Annotated in this window: 16 protein-coding genes; 13 read left to right on the top strand and 3 right to left on the bottom strand. The window is 39.4% G+C overall.

Annotation, left to right across the window (positions count from 1 at the left end; genetic code table 11):
• Positions 1 to 355 precede the first annotated feature (355 nt).
• Both PING_RS09095 and PING_RS09100 read left to right on the top strand, forming a co-directional pair.
• On the top strand, positions 356 to 1,753 hold the full coding sequence (locus PING_RS09095; RefSeq protein ID WP_198134764.1) for a glutamate-cysteine ligase family protein: 1,398 nt from the start codon (positions 356 to 358) through the stop codon (positions 1,751 to 1,753).
• Positions 1,750 to 2,787: a M14 family metallopeptidase gene (locus PING_RS09100; RefSeq protein ID WP_011770085.1), complete on the top strand. Its 1,038-nt coding sequence runs from the start codon at positions 1,750 to 1,752 to the stop codon at positions 2,785 to 2,787. The genes PING_RS09095 and PING_RS09100 overlap by 4 nt, the downstream gene beginning before the upstream one ends.
• A gap of 102 nt (positions 2,788 to 2,889) precedes the next feature.
• On the opposite strand, the gene PING_RS09105 is transcribed toward PING_RS09100, so the two are convergent.
• On the bottom strand, positions 2,890 to 3,543 hold the full coding sequence (locus tag PING_RS09105) for a glutathione S-transferase (RefSeq protein WP_011770086.1): 654 nt from the start codon (positions 3,541 to 3,543) through the stop codon (positions 2,890 to 2,892).
• Positions 3,544 to 3,831: 288 nt separating this feature from the next.
• Here PING_RS09105 and PING_RS09110 point away from each other — a divergent pair, with 288 nt between their 5' ends.
• Positions 3,832 to 4,326: a VF530 family protein gene (locus tag PING_RS09110; protein WP_011770087.1), complete on the top strand. Its 495-nt coding sequence runs from the start codon at positions 3,832 to 3,834 to the stop codon at positions 4,324 to 4,326.
• A gap of 156 nt (positions 4,327 to 4,482) precedes the next feature.
• On the opposite strand, the gene PING_RS09115 is transcribed toward PING_RS09110, so the two are convergent.
• Positions 4,483 to 6,198: an NAD-dependent malic enzyme gene (locus tag PING_RS09115; protein ID WP_011770088.1), complete on the bottom strand. Its 1,716-nt coding sequence runs from the start codon at positions 6,196 to 6,198 to the stop codon at positions 4,483 to 4,485.
• A 2,142-nt stretch (positions 6,199 to 8,340) separates the two neighbouring features.
• Between PING_RS09115 and PING_RS09125 the strand changes: the two genes are divergently transcribed.
• The 10 genes from PING_RS09125 to PING_RS09165 all read left to right on the top strand — a co-directional run bounded on the left by PING_RS09125 (position 8,341) and on the right by PING_RS09165 (position 16,882).
• The gene (locus PING_RS09125; RefSeq protein ID WP_011770089.1) at positions 8,341 to 9,747 is read left to right on the top strand and encodes a sigma-54-dependent transcriptional regulator; all 1,407 of its coding nucleotides are present in this window, start codon (positions 8,341 to 8,343) and stop codon (positions 9,745 to 9,747) included.
• Positions 9,748 to 9,764: 17 nt separating this feature from the next.
• Positions 9,765 to 9,941, top strand: a complete 177-nt coding sequence (locus tag PING_RS20580; RefSeq protein ID WP_157035339.1) for a hypothetical protein — start codon at positions 9,765 to 9,767, stop codon at positions 9,939 to 9,941.
• The gene (locus PING_RS09130; RefSeq protein ID WP_011770090.1) at positions 9,934 to 11,454 is read left to right on the top strand and encodes an ATP-binding protein; all 1,521 of its coding nucleotides are present in this window, start codon (positions 9,934 to 9,936) and stop codon (positions 11,452 to 11,454) included. The genes PING_RS20580 and PING_RS09130 overlap by 8 nt, the downstream gene beginning before the upstream one ends.
• Positions 11,451 to 11,843: a response regulator gene (locus tag PING_RS09135; protein ID WP_011770091.1), complete on the top strand. Its 393-nt coding sequence runs from the start codon at positions 11,451 to 11,453 to the stop codon at positions 11,841 to 11,843. Before PING_RS09130 ends, PING_RS09135 begins: the two co-directional genes overlap by 4 nt.
• Before the next feature lie 407 nt (positions 11,844 to 12,250).
• A complete protein-coding gene (gene gvpA / locus PING_RS09140) occupies positions 12,251 to 12,469 on the top strand; it encodes a gas vesicle structural protein GvpA (RefSeq protein WP_011770092.1) in 219 nt (72 codons plus the stop codon).
• Between the two features lie 147 nt (positions 12,470 to 12,616).
• Entirely contained in the window at positions 12,617 to 13,969 is a 1,353-nt protein-coding gene (locus PING_RS09145; RefSeq protein WP_011770093.1) for a hypothetical protein, read from the top strand.
• A 69-nt stretch (positions 13,970 to 14,038) separates the two neighbouring features.
• Entirely contained in the window at positions 14,039 to 15,046 is a 1,008-nt protein-coding gene (gvpN, locus tag PING_RS09150; RefSeq protein WP_011770094.1) for a gas vesicle protein GvpN, read from the top strand.
• Between the two features lie 24 nt (positions 15,047 to 15,070).
• Positions 15,071 to 15,391, top strand: a complete 321-nt coding sequence (locus tag PING_RS09155) for a hypothetical protein (RefSeq protein WP_011770095.1) — start codon at positions 15,071 to 15,073, stop codon at positions 15,389 to 15,391.
• Between the two features lie 128 nt (positions 15,392 to 15,519).
• Positions 15,520 to 15,777 carry a hypothetical protein gene (locus PING_RS09160; protein ID WP_041766295.1) on the top strand — a complete coding sequence of 86 codons (258 nt, stop codon included), beginning with the start codon at positions 15,520 to 15,522 and terminating at the stop codon, positions 15,775 to 15,777.
• Between the two features lie 481 nt (positions 15,778 to 16,258).
• Positions 16,259 to 16,882, top strand: coding sequence for a DsbA family protein (locus PING_RS09165; protein WP_011770097.1), 624 nt, complete (start codon positions 16,259 to 16,261; stop codon positions 16,880 to 16,882).
• Between the two features lie 209 nt (positions 16,883 to 17,091).
• Here the strand turns inward: PING_RS09165 and PING_RS09170 are convergent, their stop codons facing one another.
• On the bottom strand, positions 17,092 to 17,346 hold the full coding sequence (locus PING_RS09170) for a YdcH family protein (RefSeq protein ID WP_011770098.1): 255 nt from the start codon (positions 17,344 to 17,346) through the stop codon (positions 17,092 to 17,094).
• Between the last annotated feature and the right edge of the window lie 37 nt (positions 17,347 to 17,383).

The following is a 17,383-nucleotide window of genomic DNA, read 5'->3' on the forward strand; positions in this document are numbered from 1 at the left end:
AAAATGTCTCGTTATAGATAAAGACCACGTCAATATTTTCATTATTCTATTATTCTATTATTCTATTATTCTATTATTCTATTATTCCATTATTTTTTTGCACAAAATTAATTGGGTTTAATGCTTGTTCTAGAAATAAAATTTTATCCTGCAGATCTAATCATGATGACATGCATCCAATCTGAAAAAGACTATTATTAATGTAAGGTCAGCATAGTATCCACAACTATTGCATTCTCACCTATGGCATCCTGAGGATTCTCATTTGGGAAAATATATACAGCAAACCCAGTTTACAGCGCGGGACTTTGAACAATACCGAAAACGCTTGAATGAAAGCCTAAAGGCATTGAAAATGCTCTTAGCACAACCGGAATTTGGGCGAGGTGCTCCTTCTTTTGGTGCCGAGTTAGAACTTTATATTATCAATGAGCAAGGTGCCGCAAAACCGAACAATGCAGTACTACTTGGTTTGATGAATGATAAACAGCTAACATGGGAGCTGAACCGTTTTAATCTTGAATATAATTTTATGCCAGTGATGCAGGATAAAGCCCCCTTCACAAAAATAAAGAAACAGATGACTGATCTGCTTTCCTGCCTGACAGATTCTGCAAAAAACAGGCAGGCCCGAATATTGCCGATCGGTATTTTACCCACCCTGCAAGCTAAGGATCTCGGTCTTAAAGCATTAACAGGGTTACCTCGCTACCATATTCTGGCGAAAACCTTGAGATCTAAACGTGGTTCAGATTTTCATCTGCATATTCACGGTGAAGATGTTTTAGATCTTCATTGGCCGGATATCTCGCCAGAAGGTGCGGCAACCTCTTTTCAGTTCCACTACCGTGTTAATCCTGATGATTTCGCAGCTGCCTATAACGTAGCCCAGCTAACCATTCCTTTAGTGCTTGCTCTCTCGGCTAATTCCCCCTTTTTTTTAGGCCGAAAACTTTGGCAGGAAACGCGCATTGCATTGTTTAAACAGGCAACGGATTATCGTACTCAATACGCTGTAAATAAGCATTTTCCTGCGCGTGTATTTTATGGTCTTGGATGGGTTCGTAAAGATGTTTACGCGCTGTTTGCGGAAGCTGTTTGCCTGTTTGATCCTATTTTTCCAGTTTGTTCTCAAGAAAATCCCTTTGCACAGCTAAGGGCGGGCGAAGCGCCAGCATTGAGCGAATTAAGATTACACGTGGGCAGTATTTGGAATTGGAATCGTCCTATCTATGATCCATTTGATAATGGCCATTTACGCATTGAGTTACGTGCACTTCCTGCCGGACCTAGCCCCACAAATATGCTTGCAAGTGCTGCGCTGATAAGTGGTTTGATGCGTGGTTTACAAGAGCATGTAATAAAAATATTGCCAGAGTTTCCTTTTCATTATGCCGAAAAAAATTTTTATCGCGCAGCAAAATACGGTTTAAACGCTTGTTTATTTTGGCCAAATTTGAGAACTGGAAAGCTGCAGCAACGCCCGGTAATCAGCATACTCAAGGATCTTCTTCCTTTTGCACAAGATGGCCTATCTCAATTGGGAATAGAGGAAACTGAGATAAGACAGCAAATGGAGATTATTCACGCCGGAATGGAAAGTCGAATGAATGGGGCACAATGGCAAATTAATGTGTTCGATAAACTAATCCAAAGCGAAGATAGACAAACAGCCTTAGCACAATTAGTTGAGCTTTATTATAAACAATACCAAACGGGTAAAGCAGTCCATGAATGGAGTCAAAAAATTTGAGTAACTTATTATCGCAGACTTTATATTTAAATTATTTGGAGAACCCGAACCCGGATGATTTTGGCGTATCGGTTGAGAGTTTTTTACATTATTTGCAAAAAGCCACGGCCATTTTTCTGACCGGTCAAGACTCAAGTAAAACGCGTGCGGTATGCACCTTACTGCATGGTAATGAACCGTCGGGGACACAAGCTGTTTTCGATTATTTGAAAGCTAAAACAACGCCGAGGTTCGATACCTTATTTATTATTGGATCAGTACAAGCTGCTTCCTCCAAACCCTTTTTTTCTCAGCGGATGCAGGCCGGTAAACGTGATTTAAATCGCTGCTTTAAGGCACCTTATTATGATCAGCAGGGACAAATAGCGAAAGCCATTTTAGACTTATTAAAAGATGTTAAGCCAGAATGCCTGGTTGATATTCATAATACCTCGGGATCCGGCCCGTCATTTGGTGTTGCCATTACCGAAGATGCAAACCACATTGCCATCACCTCGTTATTTAGCAATGATCTGATTGTAACTGATTTACGATTAGGTGCTTTAATGGAACAAAGTGAAGAAAACATGATCACTGTGACCATCGAATGTGGTGGCGCACAGGATAGATCCTCACAGATCATTGCTCATGAAGGATTACACCGTTATTTGTCTGCCGAACGGGTAATGGCTGATATTAATGCTCAATACCCAATAAATATTTTTCACAATCCGATTCGATTAGAAACCAAAAACCAGGGTGAAGTGGCCTATGCTAATGAGCCTTATGATGCTGCCGTGATAACCTTGCCGGAGCAAGCCTATAAATTTAATTATGGCATGCTGACCACCGATGAGTTTATCGGTTATTTGAGTCCGAATGGTTTCGCGCAATTGACAGCCATCGATCATTTGGGAAATGAGCGTCTTGATGAGTTTTTTGAGACGCGAGAAGGCAAACTATTTTCCCGTCATTCCATTAAAGTCTTTATGATGACAACCAACCCCTTTATCGCCAAAACAGACTGTCTTTTTTACTTTATAGGGCATAGTTGATCGTATTTTATAGTGAATAGTTGAGTGTACTTTTTAGCCGGAGATAATCGGCTATGGCTGGCTATATCTGGATTTTTCTACTTGAAAATTTATACCCAGTTGTTATTTTGCAGGAAATAACATGTCCTCAGGGTGATCTAACCACTGAGGGTATTTTGTCATTATTTTGCTGAAGAGTGAGCTTTGGATATGGGTTTTCAGCCACCGTCGCAGGTTTGGATAGGGCGCTTGTAAGTACCACTGGCGATTCGTTCGAGAAAATTGGCGAATAAAGGGGAGAATAGCAATATCAGCTAAGCTTGGTTTTTCGCCCATAATATAAGCATGCTCAGTTAAGCGTTGTTCCAGTTCTGCAATAAATAATTCACATTTTTGGCGGTAGAATTTTTCATCAATATCATGGTAGCGGGCTGTCACTTTATATTTTTTCAGGTTATTTACAAACTCATTATCGTTTCTGCTTATCAAGTAAAGCATCTCTGATAAAGCCTCAGGCTGGTCGCTGTATAATAAGTTATCAGGATCATTTTTACCTAATGCCCAAGTCATAATATCCAAGCTTTCATCAATAACAGATTGATCATCAAATATTAATACCGGCACAGTTGCTTTTACCGAGGCGCTTAACATCTCAACAGGTTTATTCGTCATCACAATATCACGTAATAAAACAGTTTGTTGTGCGAGTATAATAGCCGTTCTTGCGCGCATGGCATAAGGACAGCGATGTAAAGAATATAATATTGGATATTGCATATTTCTCCCTTGGGGATGACCTGAGCCCACTTCAAAATAAACTGATCGTCATCGTCATCGGTCAATGGGAAAGTGAAGTAAAAAGCCAAGCATAAAATCAAACACAGTGTGGATTATAGTATCATAAGCTAGCGCGCTATTTTTACACTGATTTATATACTCTTTTTATGCTTAACTGTATTCTAGGTTACTTTTCTATGCATTTGTTTTTTGTTAGTGATTGTGAGCCACTAAGACGTATAATAACATTATTAAAATACAGTCTTTATATCGTTATTAGGAACACCCATGATCAAAGAACAACAGAATAACCCGTTACACGGCCTTAAATTAGAAGTGCTGCTGACAGAATTAGTTGAATTTTACGGTTGGGAGATACTGTCTACCGCTTTACGTTTTCATTGTTTTAAAACTAACCCGTCCATTGACGGTAGTCTCAAATTTCTGAGAAAGACTGAGTGGGCAAGAGTAAAATTAGAAGATTTTTATTTATACCGTTTTAAACGTATGCCTAAACCTGATCCGCAAGAGTATGAGTTAGCGCCTCGTGAGCGCGGTTTCGCACCGGGTCTTGTAGAACGTGATCCGATGATCTTGACGGTAGAATCAATAGAACTTTCCCAGGCTAAGGCTGCATCTAACTTTAAGGCTAAAACCGAGCAGCATGCTAAAGATAAAGTGTCTCATAAGCGTGAACACGGAACTGAGCGTAACAGTAACCATAAAGCAAATAAACCTGAGCCTTTATATGATCCCAGCAATCCTTGGGGAAAACTAAAATAAGATCCCTATTTTGGTTTTTGATAATGAGGTTTTACTTAAGTAAGCGATAAATTGCGGGTTGTGAATCCTCTTTTGATGGTTCAGGAAGTTGAGTTTTGAAGAGATAATCGTTTACCGGTTAAAAAAAAGCCCTGTTATTTAACAGGGCTGGTGGTTTTAAGCTCTGCGGTAGGGCAAGTACGCCGGTTCCCACATCCGTAATGCAAGCTCTTTAGTGATATCTTTATCACGCAGATGACACTCAGGATCCGTTTGCTGAATTTGCTCAAGTATTGCCTTAGCAACATGGAGAGAAACATCTCTCAGCTCACTAATTTTTGGAAATACGCAACCTGCATCAAGATCTTCTTGTGACACATAATCGGCTAATGCAAAAGAGGCAGTAGTAAACATATCCTTGGTGATTTTTTTCACTTCAGCAGTGATCGCTGCGAGCCCGACACCGGGGAAAATAAAGATGTTATTTCCCTGTCCGATGCGATAGATATTGTCCTTAAAATGCAGATCAGCAAAAGGACTGCCCGTTGCAACAATAGCTTGGCCATCGGACCACTTATAAATATCTTCCGGCACCGCTTCACAACAACTGGTTGGGTTAGAAAGCGGGAAGATCATAGGTCGTGCTGTATGATCTAACATTTTCTTAATATGATGCTCTTTAAATGCACCACCTACACCACTGCAGCCTAATAAAACGGTAACGGGAACATTATCGAGTAACTCAGTAAGATTGACCTTATTGCTATCTGCCAGTTGCCAATCTTTTGCTAACTCAACAGGTTTAGCAAAACGTTTTTTGTATTCATCTAAACCTTCTCTATCTGCAAACACCACACCGCGGGAATCAAGGATAAATATTCTATCGCGCGCCTCTTGGTGGGACAGACCTTCTTTAAGTAAACCCGCAAAAATTTGATCGGCAACACCAACACCACCTGCTCCTGCGCCGTAAACAGCATAAGTCTGATCTATTAATGTTTCACCTTTCATTTTTGTGGAGCCAATTATCCCGGCTAATACAACAGCACCCGTGCCTTGTACGTCATCATTAAATGATGGCAACTCATCTTCGTAATCAGATAAATTATCAAAGGCGTTAGATTTACTGAAATCTTCCCATTGCAAAACGGCTTTTGGAAAATGTAATTTCACCTGTTCAACAAAGGTTTTAATAAACGCTTTATAAGGTTCACCTGTTAAACGTTTTTTGGGAATCCCTAAATACATAGGATCAGCAAGTAAATCCTGATTATCTGTCCCTATGTCTAATGCGATTGGCATGCAATGATCCGGGTGAATACCGGCACCTAAGGTATAAAGTGATAATTTACCAATTGGTATGCCCATTCCTCCAACACCTTGATCGCCAATGCCAAGAATGCCCTGGCTATCTGTTACAACGATAATTTGGATATCTTTACCTGTAAATTCTCGTGCCATGCTGCCGACATCATGAATATTATCCGTTGTTAAATAAAGTCCTCTGGCTATTTGAAACCTATGGCTAAATTCTTGACAGGCTTTACCTACCGTCGGGGTATAGATAATAGGCGTCATCTCTTCAATATTACGTGAGATAAGGGCATAAAATAATGTTTCATTCCTATCCTGCAAGGCACGTAAATATTGGTATTTTTCAATATCCGTAGAGGAAGCGCTAAATCCCTGGTAAACCCGTTTCAGTTGATCTTCAAAGGTTTGTACGCGTGGTGGTAAAAGACCATTAAGATCAAAATCTTCACGCTCTTGATAAGTAAATGCCGTACTCTTATTGAGCGTCCTATTGTTGAGTAATTCGTTTCCAGTAAGGGAAACAGGTCTAAAAACGTTACCCTCAGAATCTTCCCATTTTAAATATTTACCTTTACCCATTACGCTCTCCATTATTATTATAGTATTCGAATACTGGCAGCTAAGATAAAGCATTCGAATGAACTGAACTATACCCCGTAATATCATTAATAAAAGTATTAATGAGCACGAGATAATTAAAATTTGTATCATTTACATCAGGAATTATTCGCTGTCATTTTTCACCATCAATAATTCTGCTTTTTTTGGTCAATATTTATGCTGTGTGTTAATTGGTCGCGCTTGTTATTTAATACTATATGCCTGTTTTTTGTCATCCAATGCCAATTGGCTTCATTACCTTGTGAGGGTGAAAGAGAAATATTGCGCGCCAGCAGACGGCAAAAGCGGTTCCGATCAAAAATACGACCTGTGGTGCATGCAGCCATAAAAGACTAAATAGGGCAGAAATGAGATGTTTGACAATAAATTAATTAAAGCAGGCTATATCGCTAAGTAAACTAAAGACATCAAAAAAATAGACGATGACTTGCTCTGAAGATAGTCAAATAGCGGGCATTATAATGATTTCAAATATGTCTTGAAGCACATGAATTATCTTAAGCCCGAATTTAAAAAATTACAGTATACCCATTAACGGGATTTAGAGATCAGATTGAATATTTACATATCTGGCCTAAAATAAAGCATTGTTGAATATTTATTTAATAAACAATAGGATAGGGTGATTTGCATGCGTAAAAAAACGCTTAAAAAGCGTATAATAGTATCAACCAACACATTTGGTGTTCAATAATTCAAGCTCTTTAAGCCCAAATTTTGATGGGATAATAAAGATGCTTGATTAGGTCGGATAATGTCAATTTCAGTAAAAAGACTGGGAAAATGAATATTCATTTTCCCAGTCTTTAGTGTATTTATACAGTTTTTTTAGCCCTAAATTACTCTTAAATCACAATTTTTTTGATATATAAAACGAATCGTAATTCTGATTAAACCACTCATAATTGATACTTTCGTATTGAATATATTAATAAAAGCTAACAGAAAATCCGCAACTTTATTTGTGACTCCTACCACCTTAGAAAATATAGATATTTTGATTAATCTGAGTAACTTACTCTTGTTTATTGGACTTAAAACTTTCACTTATTTCTTATTCAACTCAATAATTGTTTTAATACCTTTAGCTAAAATTTCCCCTGATAATTACTTTCATCTTTTTTACACATAACAGTGTATTAGTCTGTATTCACACTAATGTGCGGAGAAAAAATATTTATTTAAGATGTTTTTTGTTTTTTGTTTTTTGTTTTTTGTTTTTTGTTTTTTGTTTTTGTTTTTGTTTTTTGACTTTTACATGCAGAATTGGTACACATACATTATAGTGTGACTTATAAATGACAAACTCAAATATTTAACTATTTGCTATTAATAAATTAAGGTTTCCAACATGTAAATACAGTGATTTGTGAAGGTGGTTGATATGCTAAGTTCTGACTTTTATTGAAAAATTCATATGGGATTATGCTCAAATCACTAGTGCGTAGTGTGAGAAAATTAAGTTCATATAATTAATTTTTGATGCAATATATTGTTTTAAAATAAGATTATCAATAATAAATAGGTGCATACTTAACGGGGTTTGAATGTACTAGTGTCAACAGACCTAAGTTCGCATCATTATTTTCCAACTCAATACTTTGTTTTAAAAGAAAGTTCACAAGAAAAATAAGTGCTTTTATTTAAGCCCTAAGAAACTAGTGCTTTCAGACTTAAATACGAACATTCATTTTTACGATGAAGTGTGTGAGGTGATTTTTGTAACAAACTTAAAGGTACTAACACAGAGGCGCTGCGGGCTACACAGAGTAAAGACGCTTATATAAAGTCCGAAGACACTCGCGTTTTCTCACTGAAAAGACTGAGTTAACCTCAATTAAAAATAATGAAAATATAATACTTATTAATATCATGTAGTTAAGGTTTTATAGCATACAGTGCTGGTGGTTTTCGTAAAAAGTGGGACATCAGGTGTGCCGAGATAAATAGGTAAAAGATTAAAGGTTAAATTACTTAGTTCAGTTAAGGTTAGCGAATCCCCGAAACCTAGATTCGGAATGGAATGCTACCTTGTCTGAATGGACTAGAGAAAGTTTGTAGTTTTGACTCAATTAGGCTATTTCATAAGGGATTTTATAAGTGAATGCTGAATTTAAGGGAAATTTCAAAGATGCCCCAACTGTTCTGATTGTTGACGATGATCCAGATATCTGTTCATTGCTGTCCTATTTGATGAAACGGGAAGGGTATGTTGTACAAATTGTTCATGATGGTATGGCTGCTCTCGACCTAACACGTAACCGGGCACCCGATATTATACTAACTGATTTACGAATGCCCCGTATGGATGGCTTCGAGTTACTAAAGCAGGTAAAGCTGATCAAACAGGATCTACCCGTTGTGATACTCACCGCCTATGCTGGTATTAACGGGGCTGTCGAATCAATCAAGGCGGGGGCTGATGATTACTTACCCAAACCTTTTGATAACAGTAAAGTGGTGATGCTGGTTCACAGAATCCTTCTTCAGCATCACTGTTATAAAATTGATGAGCAGCCAATTGAGGGGGGTGTTCATGATATTGTTACTGTGATGGGACCCAGTGCTATTATTCACACCTTGGCCGCTCAGGTTAAGCTGGTCGCGCAATCCAATTTCAATGTTATTATTCAAGGTGCCACTGGCGTCGGTAAAGAGGTGGTGGCCCAAGCTATCCATGCTCAGAGTCCATACGCTTCGGGTCCCTTTGTGCCGGTGGATTGTGGCGCGATCCCGGAAATGCTATTGGAGAGTGAACTTTTTGGCCACGAAAAGGGCGCTTTTACGGGTGCGTACCGAGCAAAGCAAGGCAAGTTCGAAGCTGCTCGAGGTGGCACCTTGTTTCTGGATGAAATTGCCAATATGCCACTGACTTCTCAGGCTAAAATTCTGCGAGTTATGCAGGAAAAAATTATTTTTCCGGTAGGGTCAAACCAGCCTATTAAAATTGATGTGCGCCTTATAGTGGCTAGCCATGAAAATTTAGAAGCTAAGGTGGCTGATGGAACTTTTCGAGAAGACCTCTATTACCGATTCAATGAATTCACTATAAAAGTACCGCTGTTGTCTGAACGAAAGGAAGATCAGATTTATCTTGCTAAGCGATTTATGAACGAGACTAACCGAGAGCTTGGCAAAAACGTGACTCTTTCGATAGGCGCGATTAACAAAATGCAGACCTATGAATGGCGAGGAAATGTGCGCGAATTGCGTGCGGTGATCCGCCGTGCGGTTCTCTTGGCGCAAACCGAAATTAGGGAAGAGCATCTTGCCATTATAAATAAAAGCAGCAAGAGGAATGAATCTGGTCAGCTAAATGGTATCAATTTTACAACCGCATCTTCCCCACCTTTGAAGGAAATAGTTCGTGATTGCAGCGAGAGAGTAGAAAAGAAGACCTTAACGCAGGTACTGAGTCAAACCAATGGTAACAAGGCTGAAGCAGCACGTATCCTGAAAATAGATTATAAAACGCTACTTAACAAAGTAAAGTATTATGAATTATAAACAGTAAAGATATAAAGATGAAGAAAAAAAATAATTCAAAAAACAGTGAAATTAACGGCTTAAATGGAGCCTTGCATGAAGTGATGGAAGTCGATGTAGGTTACCTATTTTTAAGCGGCCCATGGCCCTCTATTACTTTTTTCATAAAGAGAAAACAACTATGGATACGCTACTGGGAGATATTTTATGACTGATCATGATAATTTAAACCTCCATGCGACCAATGGATCCGTTTTGAAACAGTCTGTGTCGGAGAAAATGGGAGACAATCTACAATACCAGCAGCTCTACGATATGCTGCTTAATGCCACTCCTTCCTCCGTATTATTGATTGACAGCAATTTCCGTATTACCTCGGCTAATCGTAATTTCCTCACTCGAAGTCAGCGCACTCTTTCAGCTACAATAGGTTGCCGGCTTAGGGAAGTCTTCCCGATAGTTATTCTAGAACGAATGGATATCAAGCAACAGATCCAAGAAGTGTTCAATACTCACAAAGCTTCCGTAGGACAACGTATGACCTATCGGGCCCCCGGCGTGCCGTTTAAAACTTATTATTATCGTATTTTGCCTATAGAATCCAGCGAGCAGTGTGAACAAGTCATGTTGCTGATGGAAGATATTACCGATCAGATCCGCCTCAGTGAAGATATGCGTCGTGTGGAAAGTCACCTCGGTAGCATTGTGGAAAGCGCTAGCGACTTGATGCTGTCTTTAGATACTGAAGGGCGTATCTTAACTTGGAACTCGGCGGCAGAAAAACTCTCAGGATTTACGTTTCTAAAGGTTCAAGGAAAGTTCTTTTTCGAGTTTTTCAAAGCCTCTGAGCATTTAGAAATCAAGACGTTTTTTATCAATATATGTATTAATGTTTGCTCCCTGAACGCCGAGTGGGAGTTGATCTCTAAGAAAGGTATTGAAATCTCCGTTGCCTGGATTTTCTCGCCAATGAAAGATGACGATGCCAAAACCGTAGGCATTGTTGCTGTCGGGCGGGATCTGACCGAACAACGCAAGTTAGAGGTCGAGTTGCGGCAGTCACAAAAACTAGCCGCACTCGGGGTAATGGCTGGCGGTATCGCCCACGAAATTCGTAACCCCCTTGCAGTTTGTTCCTCGGCGGCGCAATTTCTGATGGAAGAGGGGCTTCCACTTGAATTCAGAACCGAATGTGCGAAGAAAATCCAAGTCAGTCTTGAGAAGGCTTCCTGCATCATTGAAAATCTGTTGCGCTTTTCCAGACCTTCCTGTGAGCAAAATATGGTGCCGATGGATCTGGATACTGTGCTATGCGAAACGATTATGTTAATCGCAAACCAAGCCAAGGTATATAAAATTGAAATAGTCTATCTACCTATTGGAAAATGCAGTTTGGTGTCTGGAATATTTACTCTGCTACAGCAAGTCTTTATGAATTTTTTCCTGAATGCGATTAATGCGATGCCCGAGGGTGGTGAGCTAGGCATTATCCTGGAACAGCAAGGCGATGAAGCGCTAGTTTGTATCAGGGACACGGGGACAGGGATCTTGGAAGGCGCACTGGATAATATCTTCGATCCTTTTCATACTTCCTCCCCGGCAGGAAAAGGAGTTGGACTCGGACTCTCTCTCTGTTATTCGATTGTTAAACAACATAGGGGGAGTATTAGCGTGGATAGCATGGTGGGTAAGGGAAGCACTTTCACAGTATTGCTACCAATATTATGAAATCGTCATCACGGCTTACCATTGACTGCCTCATTGTAGATGATGAGCCCGGCATCGCTTGGGTTATGGAACATATATTGCGGAGTCAGGGTTACACTGTAGTCAGTGTCCAAACTGGCGATGAGGCATTGAATGCAGTGAAAGAACAGGATTTTAGATTGATTTTTATGGATGCTAAATTACCCGATATCGAAGGTTTAGTGCTGGCGCGTAAGTTGCGAAGTATTAAACTAGAAATGCCGATTATTATGGTCTCCGGTTATTATTATTCTGACGATCCTGCCATTATTCAGGCGATTGAAAGCAATCTTATTTTAAAGTTCATTGCCAAGCCATTTACTAATAGTCATATTATTGCCGCCTTAGAAGGTTTGCCAAATTTCAGATAAAATAATACGACAGTTATACCCACCAATATACCCAGAAGAATGATTTTAGATTCAAGTGATGATCTCATTTCGCATTTGAAGTAGGGTGGAAATTCCAGAGTATGGTGTCAACGCCATACATCCCCTCCCTAAACCCGTTGTTACTCATTCGTACATTTTTTATACTTTTGATAAATTCAGAATTAAAACATTAGCTTGGATTTTATTGTCGATGGTAATCACTGTTGGCATAGTTGATGCATCACAATAATAGTTAATGCAAGAGTTAATGTATTAATGAGTAACGGCTACCGAAACAGTCGAAGCGGGTTAATAAAAAGTTTTAAAAATGTGTACGTGTATAGAGAGAAGGTCACATAATATTTGTGACTGGTTATTTAAAATCATCCAAAAAAAGGAGTATTAAAATGGCTAATGTACAAAAATCAACCGATTCATCAGGCTTAGCAGAAGTGGTAGATCGTATTCTAGAGAAAGGAATTGTGATCGACGCATTCGTGAAAGTATCTTTAGTAGGTATTGAGCTACTATCAATAGAAGCGCGTGTTGTTATCGCTTCAGTTGAAACTTATCTGAAATATGCCGAAGCTATTGGTCTAACAGCGAGCGCTGCTACACCCGCATGATAGTAATATCGTGAGCTGCCTTTTTATCGATTAATCTTTTTTGAAAAGGCTTTATTTTAAGATTCATTTGGGGCTGAAGAATTCACTTCAGCCCTTTATGACTATTACGGCTATCATTGACGAGTCGTGAAAACCGGGAGATGCACGATGAATTTTTTAGAGAAGAGAGATCGCCCCCAAAACGAGTACATAGGTAGATTAGAACCTGAGGTTGCCGCGCTACTCGGTGACTTTCATCAAATGCGCATGGCAACGGGCAACCACAGTGCAGCCGAGCGAGTAGAGCGGGTCAACACTAACGCTAAAGCAATAAAAAAAATGCTCAAAGAGTTCAATCAAAGACGAATTAATATCAATCAAAGACGAATCGAGACGGCCAGTCAGGATACACAGCAACGGTTGACTTTTTCGAGCAATATGACACAAAAAGTCAGGGATTTGCTGGATCAGTTTTATACCTCGCAGCAGCAGATGGCGGAAATATCGGCTGCCAAACGAGCTGAGCTTATCGACACTAACGCCAAAGCGATAGAAGAAATGCTTAAAAGCTTCAATCAAAAACGGATTAATGTTAATCAAATACGAATCGAGACGGCCAGTCAGGATACACAGCAACGGTTGACTTTTGCGAGCAATATGACACAAAAAGTCAGAGATTTGCTGGATCAGTTTTATGCATCCCGGCAGCAGATGGCAGAAATATCGACTGCCAAACGAGCAGAGCTTGTCAGCGCTAACACGAAAGCGATAGAAGAGATGCTTAAAGAGTTCAATAAAACACGAATTAATATCAATCAAATACGAATTGAGATGGCCAGCCAGGATACACAGCAACGGTTGACTTTTGCGAGCGATATGACACAAAAAGTCAGGGATTTGCTGGATCAGTTTTATACATCCCGGCAGCAGATGGCAGAAATATCGGCTGCCGAACGAGCAGAGCTTGTCAGTGCTAACACTAAAGCGATAAAAAAGATGCTCAAAGAGTTTAAGAAAACACTCATTAATGTCAATCAGACACGAATTAAGACGGCCAGTCAGGATACACAGCAACGGTTGATTTTTGCTAACAATATGACACAAAAAGTCAGGGATTTGCTGGATCAGTTTTATACATCTCGGCAGCATATGGCAGAAATATCGGCTGCCGAACGAGCAGAGCTTGTCAGCGCTAATGCTAAAGCGATAGAAGAGATGCTAAAAGAGTTCAGGCAAACACTCATTAATAATCAGACCCGAATTGAGATAGCCAGTCAGGATACACAGGAACGGTTGATTTTAGCTGGCAATATGATGGAAGAAGTCGTTGCGCCAAAGATCAAAGCAGGACTGTTAAAGGCTGAGACGGTAACTTCAGAAACCACAATCGATGATCAAGTAAAAAAGCCAGTGGCTAATAATAATCAGTCAGAAGCTAAAACTACCCTAAACAGCAATACTAAAAAGACTAGAAAGGCTAGAAAGAGTAGAAAATATAGTGCCAATGGAGACCATGAATAAAGAGTGTTTATCTAGGCAGAGTAATGCCTGCTTATAGATTATAAAAATAATAATAGCGAGTATAAAGATATGAGCATCAACAATCTGAATATATCGACCATTAAAATTGAGCAGCCTGAGAATGATAATATTTATCCTGAGGCTAGTGCAGAGTTCGTTCAAACACCTTATATCCAAGAGGTAACGGAACGCGCTCTGCTCTACTTAGATGCGGGGTATCCCGTCCATTTTGCTGGTCCAGCAGGGACGGGAAAGACCACTCTGGCATTCCATATCGCGGCACTGCGGAAACGGCCGGTTACCTTGATTCATGGCAATCATGAATTTGGCAGTTCTGACTTAATCGGTAAGGAGTCTGGTTATCGCAGACATCGATTGGTGGATAATTATGTCCACTCGGTGATGAAAGAGGAGGAAGAATTGAAGAGCCTATGGGTCGATAACCGTCTGACTACTTGTTGTCGTAACGGTGATACCCTAGTCTATGATGAATTTAACCGTTCGACACCGGAAGCTAATAACGTACTGCTGAGTATTCTGGAAGAGGGGATATTGAACCTCCCGAGCTTGCGTAGTATGGGGGATGGCTATCTCGAAGTTCATCCGAGTTTTCGGGCGATTTTCACCTCAAATCCGCAAGAGTACGCAGGCACTCATGCCACTCAGGATGCGCTAGTTGATCGCATGATCACTATTATGCTGAATTACCCCGATAGAGACACTGAAGTGCGCGTTGCTGTGGCAAAATCGGGTATTAGCAATGAAGAGGCCGGATTTATCGTCGATATTGTTAATGAATTTCGTGAGTTAAGTAATCATAAATCATTATCGAGTGGCCAGAAATCGATGCCGACGGTTCGTGCATCGATTGCCATTTCTCGCGTTTTGATCCAGAAGGGGGAACATGCCTTTCGCGACAATGTGTTCTTTCATCGTGTCTGCCATGATGTTCTGTGCATGTATATCCAGAAAATATCTCCTTCTAACCGATCTTTTTTGGATAAACAGCTGGAAGTGCTAATTGGTAAATTCTGTCCTGCCGCTAAGAGCGCGTTAGTGCCTAAAGTTGTAAAATAAACACAATAAAAAAGGTGATGTACCATGATTTTTTCGAAGAAAAAAAATGCTCTTAGGGGGCTTGCCGATATCCGTACTCTAAGTGGATGTGGTACATCTGGGCAAGAAGCTTATCAGATGTACCTAAAGCGCGGGGTATTGGAGATGGAAAAACTCCGACGCCAAAAAGAAAAAAATAGTGCGCTTGAACGAGTAAGAAATATTAATTACCGTTTGATGGCTATTGATGCTGACATCGATTTTCTGTGCCAGAGCCTGAAAGTGATAGAAGAGCGTACAAATAAGGAGAACTCAATTTCCAATGAGTCAGTTACTTATAAGAAAGGATTTAAACTCCGTTATTAAAGTAAACTTCATGTTTTTTAAGCAATTTAAGATTTCTGTCTTACACTCTATTCACTGCATATTTATAACGTATTTCTGACTGAGTTGTCGACGGGATTAGATAATGCGTTTTGAAAAGGGAGACTAAAATGACAATTAAAATTAACTGCATATCCTGCGGACATCAATTTGATCTAAGCGATTCCTACCAATATTATGAGGGGCCTGTTAAGTGCTGGGTTTGTGGTGAACTCCTTGATATAAAACTTGAGGACGGGCAGATAAAGCGTGTTCGTTCATTAAAGTTGAAAGAAATAACTGAAAAACATGAAATCACCATCAAAAGCAAAAATAAAGGCCAAGTGCAGTTGAAGGAACTAACAGAAAAACATGAAATCACTGAATAACTAAAAAGTACTCAGGGTAGTATTTTTTCACGAACTGACTAAGATCTTCTGGTTCTATATAAAATCGGGCTATGTTCATGGATTGAAGGGATCTGAACAATAGGAAATTGTTTGGCAGGAGTATGATCAGAGCCTGTATGTTATCTGAATACATTAGGTGACTTGATCCTTTGATTCAATGTAGGAGCCATATACATTAGTAGTTCATGTACTAAGTTGTGCTGTAAGCCTATTTTTCGTATTTAATTTTATGATGATTATTGGTTTTATGGAGATTCACCGTAGCATTTCTGGTTTTTATTAAAAATTTTTAATGGTGTAAATGGGGAAATAATAGGTTGATTTTACAATAGTGATTAATTACTTCGTGATCATTAAAGGCGTTTTTTACGTTTAATGATTATTCAGTTATGATTGTGGTTGTTTATCAATGTGTACGCAGTATTAATATACTGTATTATTTCCTTAAGGAGACCCCATTATGACGAGCCGTAAAAGCTGTTTCTATTATGTGCATGATCCTATGTGCAGTTGGTGTTGGGCACACCTGCCTGAGTGGCAAAAATTAGAGGCGCATCTCTCGAAGTTATTACCCGTTCAATATGTTTTAGGAGGGCTGGCAGCCGACAGTAACGTGCCTATGCCCATCGAGCAGCAGCAGGCCATTTGTGGTTATTGGAAGAAAATTAACCATCTCATCGGAACAGAGTTTAACTTCGATTTTTGGTCGACAAATATTCCCAGACGTTCGACCTATCCTGCTTGCCGCGCCGTATTAGCTGCGAGTTGGCAAAATGCGATGGAGGCGATGAATGTTGCCTTGCAAAAAGCGTATTATTTAAGGTCAATGAATCCGTCTAATATTGATACACATCTTATTTTAGCGAAAGAACTGGGCTTGAATATTAAGCAGTTCAGTGATGATTTAAGCTCGGAAAAATTAGAGAGTGAATTTAAGCAACAGTTAGCATTCGCACGAAGTCTACCTATTCAGGGTTTCCCTTCAATGGTTTTGCTGCACCAAGGTGATTATTATCCCATCGCCCTAGATTATAAGGATCATGCTGGCGCGATAGCGCAAGTCAATGAGATATTGGCAAACTAAACAAGTTATTTACTTATTAGGTGATCTGTTTTTCCAATGCAATTTTAGATCCTTATTACTGATGCGAATTGGTATTAGGATCTTATATGAGTGTCAGTTAGAGAGAGGAGGATAATCAGGATCAAAACAAAGGAAAAGGTATCGAGCATTTATGCCTTAGACCTGTCACTTTGTAATCACAGAAGCTTAATTTTTAACAGGAGCGATTATTACCCCTCTCTGCGATGATGTGATGTTAATTGCTGATACAATAAATCTTTTAATGTCGCCCTCTCTAGTTTGAGTTGATGCGTATGCTGATCATCTGTTGGCGTCCCTAACAATTCCAGTTGGCGAATTTTATAATCCAGCTCGTGATATTGCTGTGATTTTTGCTTAAATAACGGATCGTGGTGGGTCAACTGTACAATGTCTCTTTTTAACTCTGGAAAGTCGATAATCATTGCATGGTTCTCATTTAACATATTGATTTATCCTTACAAAAAATAATGAATTTAATAC

The organism is Psychromonas ingrahamii 37 (assembly GCF_000015285.1).
Lineage (GTDB): Bacteria > Pseudomonadota > Gammaproteobacteria > Enterobacterales > Psychromonadaceae > Psychromonas > Psychromonas ingrahamii.